Origin of the sequence: Halomonas urumqiensis (assembly GCF_003028575.1) — a bacterium.
GTDB classification, from domain to species: domain Bacteria; phylum Pseudomonadota; class Gammaproteobacteria; order Pseudomonadales; family Halomonadaceae; genus Halomonas; species Halomonas urumqiensis.
Genome location: NZ_PYUD01000012.1, coordinates 47,952 through 54,371 on the forward strand (window position 1 = coordinate 47,952; position 6,420 = coordinate 54,371).

Annotated in this window: 5 protein-coding genes; 3 read left to right on the top strand and 2 right to left on the bottom strand. The window is 64.1% G+C overall.

Annotation, left to right across the window (positions count from 1 at the left end):
- The first annotated feature begins 68 nt into the window (after window positions 1-68).
- The 3 genes from aceK to C6V82_RS17550 all read left to right on the top strand — a co-directional run bounded on the left by aceK (window position 69) and on the right by C6V82_RS17550 (window position 3,469).
- The gene (gene aceK / locus C6V82_RS17540; protein ID WP_102588937.1) at window positions 69-1,814 is read left to right on the top strand and encodes a bifunctional isocitrate dehydrogenase kinase/phosphatase; all 1,746 of its coding nucleotides are present in this window, start codon (window positions 69-71) and stop codon (window positions 1,812-1,814) included.
- Window positions 1,815-1,855: 41 nt separating this feature from the next.
- Window positions 1,856-2,596: an SIR2 family NAD-dependent protein deacylase gene (locus C6V82_RS17545; protein WP_102588938.1), complete on the top strand. Its 741-nt coding sequence runs from the start codon at window positions 1,856-1,858 to the stop codon at window positions 2,594-2,596.
- A gap of 111 nt (window positions 2,597-2,707) precedes the next feature.
- Window positions 2,708-3,469: a tRNA-uridine aminocarboxypropyltransferase gene (locus tag C6V82_RS17550; protein ID WP_102588939.1), complete on the top strand. Its 762-nt coding sequence runs from the start codon at window positions 2,708-2,710 to the stop codon at window positions 3,467-3,469.
- On the opposite strand, the gene C6V82_RS17555 is transcribed toward C6V82_RS17550, so the two are convergent.
- The gene (locus C6V82_RS17555) at window positions 3,470-4,711 is read right to left on the bottom strand and encodes a TraB/GumN family protein (protein WP_102588940.1); all 1,242 of its coding nucleotides are present in this window, start codon (window positions 4,709-4,711) and stop codon (window positions 3,470-3,472) included. It lies immediately after the preceding gene.
- A 90-nt stretch (window positions 4,712-4,801) separates the two neighbouring features.
- Complete coding sequence (locus tag C6V82_RS17560; RefSeq protein ID WP_102588941.1) at window positions 4,802-6,250, bottom strand: TrkH family potassium uptake protein; 1,449 nt, start codon at window positions 6,248-6,250, stop codon at window positions 4,802-4,804.
- Between the last annotated feature and the right edge of the window lie 170 nt (window positions 6,251-6,420).

A 6,420-nucleotide genomic window follows, 5' to 3' on the forward strand; every position in this document is an offset into this window, starting at 1 on the left:
CTTTGTCGGCTCGCCACGCGCAGTGAAATTGGCGATGCTGGGGGTGCTCGCCGACAGGAGTCAGCCCCATGAAACACTCGCCCGCCTACCGGATCGCTGCCACCATCTTGCATGGCTTCGACGAGTACCGTTCGCGTTTCAAGCAGATCACCGCGGATGCCAGCCGGCGCTTCAGGGATGCGGCGTGGCGCGATGCCCAGCAGGCCTCGGCGGAGCGGATCAATCTCTACGAGGAGAAGGTGCAGGACACCCTGGAGCGTCTGCGGCGCACCTTCCCTGCCGACGAGTTGACGCACTGCGAGTGCTGGCGGGAGGCAAAGAACTACTATGCGGAAACGATCAATCAGCGTCTGGACTACGAGTTGGCCGAGACCTTCTTCAACTCGATGTTCTGCTCCATCTTCCATCACCGGCACATCCGCAACGACTGGATGTTCGTCTACAGCTCACGCGTGAAGGCGGCGCACCACTCGGGCCTCGAGTTGTGCCGGCGTATCCGCGTAGGGGGAGACTGGGAGGCCGCCACCCAATGGGCACTGGTCGAGGCGCCCTTCGAGACTCCGTTCGTCGACATGGAAGGCGACACACGCCTGGCCGGCGAGTTTCTGAGTGGGCACCTGCCGCAGGCGATCCTCGAGGCCGAAGATGCCGAGATCGAGCTGATCAAGAGCGTGTTCTACCGCAACAAGGGCGCCTACCTGGTCGGGCGCATCAAGGGCGGTGGCGAACAGGTGCCGCTGGTATTGCCGGTGTTGCACGAAGAGGGCGTGGGGCTGCACCTGGACACGGTACTGATCGAACCCGACGAGGTGTCGATCATCTTCTCCTTCACCCGGGCCTACTTCCAGGTCAAGGTGCAGGTGCCCGGTGAGTTCGTGGAATACTTGAAGGAGCTGATGCCTGGCAAGCCGGAAGGCGAGCTGTATGCCGCCATCGGCTTCTTCAAGCACGGCAAGACCGAGTTCTTTCGCGCGCTGAATCGCCAGGTGGCGCGACGCGAGGATCAGTTCATCATCGCCCCCGGTGTCCGTGGGATGGTCATGGCGGTGTTCGTGCTGCCGTCGTTTCGTACCGTGTTCAAGATCATCAAGGATCGCTTCGACCCCACCAAGGAGATGAGCCACGAGAACGTGCGCGACAAGTACCGCATGGTCAAGCGCCACGACCGGGTGGGGCGCATGGCCGACACCCAGGAGTTCTCGCACTTCATTGCCCGCAAGGACCATTTCGACCCCGAGTGCCTGGCGCACCTGCTGGAAGTGGCGCCTTCCACGGTCTATCTGAAGGGTGACAAGGTGATCATCGAGCATTGCTACACCGAGCGCATGATGACCCCGCTCAACATGTATATCGAACAGTGCGACGAGACCGAGATGCGCGCGGTGCTCAAGGAGTATGGCAATGCCATCAAGCAGATGGCGGCGGCCAACATCTTTCCCGGCGACATGCTGTTGAAGAACTTCGGAGTGACCCGCCACGGGCGGGTGGTGTTCTACGATTACGATGAGGTCTGCTACCTCACCGAGTGCAATTTCCGGCACATTCCCGAGCCGCTCTATCCCGAGCAGGAGCTCTCCGACGAGCCCTGGTACTCGGTGGGCCCGAATGATATTTTCCCCGAGGAATTCGGCCCCTTTCTGTTTGCCAAGATTCGGCTGCGTAAGTTGTTTTATGAGCTGCACCCGGAGCTGCTCGACGCCGACTACTGGAAAGGGGTGCAGCAGGCGATTCGCGACGGCCGCGTGATCGATGTGTATCCCTATCGCAACAAGCAGCGTTTCTCCGGCGGCGACGACAACAGCCTGACATATTGAGCCTGGGGCACTTGCCCTAACCCCCGAGACGGAGCCGCGTCATGGCCCAGCCGACACGCCCGCACCTGGTGGTGCTCACCGGAGCGGGTATCAGTGCCGAGAGTGGCATCCAGACCTTTCGTGCCAGCGATGGCCTGTGGGCCGACCACCCCATCGAGGCGGTGGCGACCCCCCAGGCCTTCCGGCGTGACCCCGAGCGCGTACTGCGCTTCTATGACCAGCGTCGCGACCAGGTACGGCACGCGCGCCCCAATGCCGCCCACAAGGCGCTGGCTGGGCTCGAGAAGCGCGGTTTTCGGGTCAGCATCATCACCCAGAATATCGACGACCTTCACGAGCGTGCCGGTTCCCGCGACGTACTTCATCTGCACGGCGAGATTCTCAAGGCACGCTCCACGGTGGATGCGCGCATGCGCTACCCGCTGCCACGCGGCGGCATTGCGCTTGGCGACGTGTGCGACAAGGGCAGCCAACTGCGGCCCGATGTGGTGTGGTTCGGCGAGGCGGTACCGCATTTCGTCGATGCCTGCGACATCGTCAGCGATGCCGACCTGCTGCTGGTGGTGGGCACTTCGCTTGCGGTGATGCCGGCAGCCTCGCTGCTCGACCACGCCCCCATGGATGCCCCCTGCGTGCTGGTCGACCCCGAGGCTCATGCCCTGGCACCACCCGGTGTCGTGCGCCTCTGCCAGCCGGCCGGCAAGGGCGTGCCGGCGCTTGTCCGGCACTGGAAACGCGAGGGTAGGCTATGGGTGCCGGAGGTCCTGTTGAGTGAGGGGTGAGGGCAATAGCAGTTGGAGATGACGAGGGGTGCCGGGGGGACAGGTCGAAGGGGAGGCGAGACTCCCGCGAGTCGGTGGTAGAATGCCGGCCCGCTTCTTCGGGTAGCTACCATGCAGTATCACGAGACTCTTCATACCGACCCCGCCACCGGTCTCTCCACCGACCCCGCCACCGGTCATCCACGTCCGCCACGTCGCGAATTCAAGGCGCGGGGCAGCTTCGTATCACGTTGCGACGGCTGCAACCTGCCCCAGCTCAACTGCTTGTGTCCCTACCAGGCGAGTGCCGAGAGCGAGGCGCGAGTATGGCTGCTGACCCATCCCCTGGAGCACCTCAAGCCGACCAATACCGGGCGGCTGGTCGGTGACGTGCTGGCCGAGACCGAGGTGTTCACCTGGTATCGCACAGTGCCGGACCAACGCTTGCTGGCGCTGCTCGACGACTCGCGCTTCGAGCCCTTCGTGATCTTTCCCGATGACCAGCCCGACTACGCCGACCGTGTGGTGGGTATCGAAGCGGTATCGCAGGCCAAGCATGCCGGGCGCATCCCGGTATTCATCCTGCTCGATGGCACCTGGCGCCAAGCACGGCGGATCTTCCGCAAGAGCCCCTATCTCGATGGGCTACCGGTGCTGCCGCTGGCCACCGACCGCCAGACCCGCTACCAGCTGCGCAAGCCGGCCTCGGCATCACACCTGTGCACCGCCGAAGTTGCCGCCGAACTGTTGCGCCAGTCGGGCGATAGCGATGCCGCCCAGGTGCTCGATGATTATTTCGATGCCTTCAATGTCAGCTACGCCGCCAGCCGGCGTTTCGAGAAGCTCGAGACACCGACGGCGGCGATGCGACGCCTGCTTGACCGTCTGACCTGATCAGGCGCTGCCGAACAGCGCCCCGGCGATGCGAAAACCGGCGATCCAGGTGCCGGCGGCGGAGCCGAGCGTGGCCATGATGAACACCAGCAGCGTGCGCGAGACGCGGTTGTGCCACCAGCCCTTCAGCGAGGTGACATCGTGGCGCAGGGTCGAGAAGTCGCGCACCTTGGGCTTGCGCAGGTAGAGCTCGACGCCGGCGGCGACGAAACCGGCACCGATGGTGGGGTTCAGCGAGGTCAGGGGGGCGGCGAACATGGTCGCCACCACGGTGAGCGGATGCGCCCAGGCTATCAAGGTGGCAAGCCCGGAGAGCACGCCATTGATCAGGAACCACTCGCCGACCAGTTGCCAGCCAAGGTCGGTATTGCGTGAGAAACCGATGGCGAAGCCGGTCAGCACCAGGCCGGTGATCAGCCACGGCAGTGCCTTCCACAGCTTCGAGGGCGGCGGGGTGCGCTCCAGTGCTTCGCGCTCTGGGGTCGGCGCCGCCGGTGTCGGGCCTTCCAGGTCCTCGGCCATGCCCTTCATATGGCCGGCGCCGATCACTACCAGCACGTTGCGAAAGCGCCCGGGAGGAGCGTCTTCGGCCAAGCGCAGCACCATGTAGCGGTCGCGCTCGGTGATCAACGGGACATACAGTGATTGCGACTCGGCGGCGAACTCGCTGAAGGTGGCTTCCAGCACGTCGCCCTCCTTGAGCCGTTCGATTTCCTCGGCCGAGACATCCTGGCGCGACAGCACGCTACCGAGCAGCCCCGAGAACAGGTTGAAGCGCTGCCACCACGGCACGTTGTGGTAGATGCGCTTCAGCGTGACGCCCACGTCGCGGTCGATCAGTATCAGCGGCAATTCGGCCTTGCGCGACTCCTGCAACGCGGCACGCATCTCGGCGCCGGGCTCGATCCCCGACTGTTCGGCCAGGCGCTGCTGGAAGGCGCCGAGCGCCAGGCTCGCCGCCACCATGCCGGCCTTGCCCTGGCGGAAGATCTCGAAGAGATCCTGGTTGGCCAGTGCGTCGGGGTTGTCGAGGCTCTGGTGGCGGGAATCGCACAGCTCGATGGCCACGGCATCGAAGTCGCCGGAGCGAATCAGCGTGCGCACGTCGTTGGCGCTCTCGGAGGACACATGGGCCGTACCGAGCAAGGTATAGCGGGTCTCGCCCACCTGAATGACACGCTGCGGGCCGGTGATGGCGGGCGTCTGGTCGGCGGTGGGGACGGTGTCCTGAGGGTCGGTCATGTAGGCTCGGTCAGAAAAAGTGGTGGGTCGATTATCCATCAAGCGGCCCGGCCGGCCAAACGCCGCGGTTCGCGGCGTCACGGGTCAGGCTCAACGTCGCCAGAAAGCCGGTGTGAACAGCACCAGCACGGTGAAGATCTCCAGACGCCCGAGCAGCATCGCCATCACCAGGATCCATTTGGCGAGTACCGGAAGCTGGCCATAGTTGGCCGAGGCCTCGCCCAATGCCGGGCCGAGATTGTTCAGCGATGAAGCCACGGTGGACCAGGCGGTGACCTGATCGATGCCGGTGGCCATCACGCCCACCAGCATCAGGAAGAAAAGCATCACGTAGACCGAGAAGAAGCCCCATACCGCCTGGGCGATGCCATCCGGTACGCTGACCTTGCCGACCTTCACCGCGATCACCGCGTTGGGGTGGATCAGGCGCATCACTTCGCGCATGCCCTGCTTGAGGATCAGGATGATGCGGATCACCTTCATGCCGCCACCGGTCGAACCTGAACAGCCACCGACGAACGCCGCCACGAACAGCAGGAACGGCAGGGCGCCTGGCCAGGCGGAAAAGTCGGCGACCCCGAACCCCGCGGTGGTGGCCACCGACACTACCTGGAAGATGCCGTGGCGCAACCCGCGTTGGGTGTCGTAGGTGTCGGTGAGCCATAGCGTGACCACCGTCACTACCACCAGGCTCGCCAGGAAGATCAGCAGGAAACGCGCCTCGGGATCCTGGAGGTAGTGGGTCAGGCGCTTCTCGCGCCAGGCCAGGAAGTGCAGGCTGAAACTCATTGCCGAGACGATCAGGAAGAACACGCAGATCAGCTCGATCAGCGCACTGTCGAAATGACCGATACTGGCGTCGTAGGTGGAGAACCCACCGATGGCCACAGTCGAGAAACTGTGTCCCAGGGCGTCGAACCAGTTCATTCCCGCCGCCCAGTAGGCGGCGAAGCAGGTCAGGGTGAGCGAGGCGTAGATGTACCACAGCGCCTTGGCGGTCTCGGTGATCCGTGGGGTCAGCTTGGAGTCCTTCAGCGGCCCCGGAATCTCGGTACGGTAGAGGGCCATGCCGCCGACGCCCAGCGTCGGCAGAATCGCCACCGCCAATACCACGATCCCCATGCCGCCCAGCCACTGGAGTTGCTGGCGATAGTAGAGGATCGATTCCGGCAGCAATTCGATACCGGTGATCACCGTGGCACCGGTGGTGGTCAGCCCCGAGAAGGATTCGAACACCGCATCGGTGATCGACAGGGCATCGGGGCCGGTGAGCATCAGGGGCAGCGAGCCGAACAGCCCCAGCACGCTCCAGAACAGCGCGGCGATCAGGAACCCGTCGCGTGTGCGCAACTCCTTGCGGGCGCGGCGATTGGGCAAGAACATCAGTGCGCCGGTCGCCACCGTGATGGCGATGGCGATGGCGTAGGCATCCCACAGGCCATCACCGAACAGGATGGAAATCACGATCGGTGGCATCATGGTCAGGCTGAACAGCATCAGCAGCAGGCCCAGGATGCGCAGGATCATGCGCAGGCTCATCGTGCGGCGCTCCTTGCGTTGGGTTCCATGTCCAGGCTGATCATCAGAAGAACGTCAGCCCGACCTGGAACAGCCGTTCGACGTCACGCAGGCGGCGCTTGTCGATCACGAACAGGATGACGTGATCGCCGGACTCGACCATCACGTCGTCGTGGGCGATCAGCACCTCC